The sequence below is a fragment of the Mesorhizobium sp. M1322 genome (assembly GCF_040318085.1).
GTDB lineage: Bacteria > Pseudomonadota > Alphaproteobacteria > Rhizobiales > Rhizobiaceae > Mesorhizobium.
The window spans coordinates 1-1,451 of record NZ_JAMYLP010000204.1; the positions used below are offsets into that span (position 1 = coordinate 1).

Genomic DNA, 1,451 nt, shown 5'->3' on the forward strand with positions numbered 1-1,451 from the left:
TCCAGAGATCTTTGGACGTTAACCGATCAATCAGACGATGATCAGTTCGCGTGGATTCCCAGGTGTCGCACGCTCAGCTCCCGAGCGGGTGACTACTACCGTTTCGCTGATGCCGACGCCGCGAGCGAATGCGTACATGTGGAAAGCCATTCCCTCTTTGACCTCCCAATCATCGTGCTCATTGAAATCGAGCGTCTGCCATTCAGCCGTGCGCGGCGGAAATCCGATGCCGGTAGAATAGCCAGAGCGGTTGTAGTAGTCAGGGCGGATGGTCCGGATTGGGCCGCGCACGAGCGCGTCGACGGCCTTGCTCGACGCACCGGGACGTAGGGCCCGCAGCGCCTCGTCTTGCGCTTTGATCACGAGTGCCGCTGCCTGGCGTGCGTCGTCGCGCGGCCGGCCGAGCGATACAACGCGCAGCTGGGTGGCATGATAGCGCTCCACGCAGCCAAAAAGTTCGAGAACCACGAGTTCGCCAAGCTCAATTACCTTCGGCGTCCAATTGCCGTGGGCAACATTGGAACGGTGCCCGGACTGTATGTGCTGGGGCAGACCGGTATACTCACAGCCGGCGAGCACACCCGTGTGCAGCACCGCGGCGGCTACCTCCGCCTCCGTGACTCCTGGGCGCATTATCTCGATTGCTGCCCGCATCTCGAGCTCGACAATGGCGCCGGCCCTGCGAATATAGGCGAGTTCTCGTTCCGACTTGACGAGACGGATGCGGTCAACGAGTTGGCTAGCGTCGATGAACGTCGCCCTCGGGAGTTTCTCCGCAAGCCTCTCCGCCACATCCGCGGTGAGGAACCACGAACTCTTCTCGATGCCGATGCTGGCCGCGCCACCGCCGAGAGCGCGGGCCACCTCGGCGGTCCGGACCACGACGTCGTCACTTTCCCGCCATGTCTCGCAGCTCTCAAGCCAGGAGTATTCGTCGACAGCTCCCTTTTCGAGGTAGCGTAGAAGCAGAGTCGGCTCCTGCGCGTCGGTTACGACGAGCGTTTGGTAAGAGAAAGTTGCCGAGTTCTGATAACCCGTGAGATAGTAAATATTTTCCGGCGCATGGATAAGCAGCATGTCGAGACCGCACTCACGCATGTCACTCTGCACGCGCTGCAGCCGTTTCTTGAACTCCTGCGTCGGGAAGGCCTGCAAACGTCCGGTCATGAGCATGTCCTCTGTTCGGCCGCGGCCGTGTTCTCTGTCGAAGCTTGTGTAAATCGATCGATGCTGAAGGGCTCTATCGGGGTCGTCGTCCCTCCATCCGGTGCAAGTTCAGTAAAAACTGCAGCGACTCCAGGTCCGAGCTCACGCCTTCTGCATGTTCCACATCGGCTGGAGCTGTACTGGCACGCCAATGAGGCCGGTAGGCGTCTTGCGGCAATTGGACTAGCATATTGACCTAAGCGCGCATCTCCACGAATCCCACCATACTCTGTGCATCTTGCGGG

The 1,451-nt window shown here is 60.1% G+C and carries 1 protein-coding gene; it reads right to left on the reverse strand.

Translation table 11 applies throughout. The features are described 5' to 3' along the window. Window positions 1-30: 30 nt before the first annotated feature. Window positions 31-1,167, reverse strand: coding sequence for a M24 family metallopeptidase (locus NKH12_RS30390; RefSeq protein ID WP_352956476.1), 1,137 nt, complete (start codon window positions 1,165-1,167; stop codon window positions 31-33). Window positions 1,168-1,451 lie beyond the last annotated feature (284 nt).

Coding starts and splice junctions, on each gene's coding strand:
- NKH12_RS30390 (WP_352956476.1), bottom strand. CDS start 1,167: ATGACCGGACGTTTGCAGGCCTTCCCGACGCAGGAGTTCAAGAAACGG.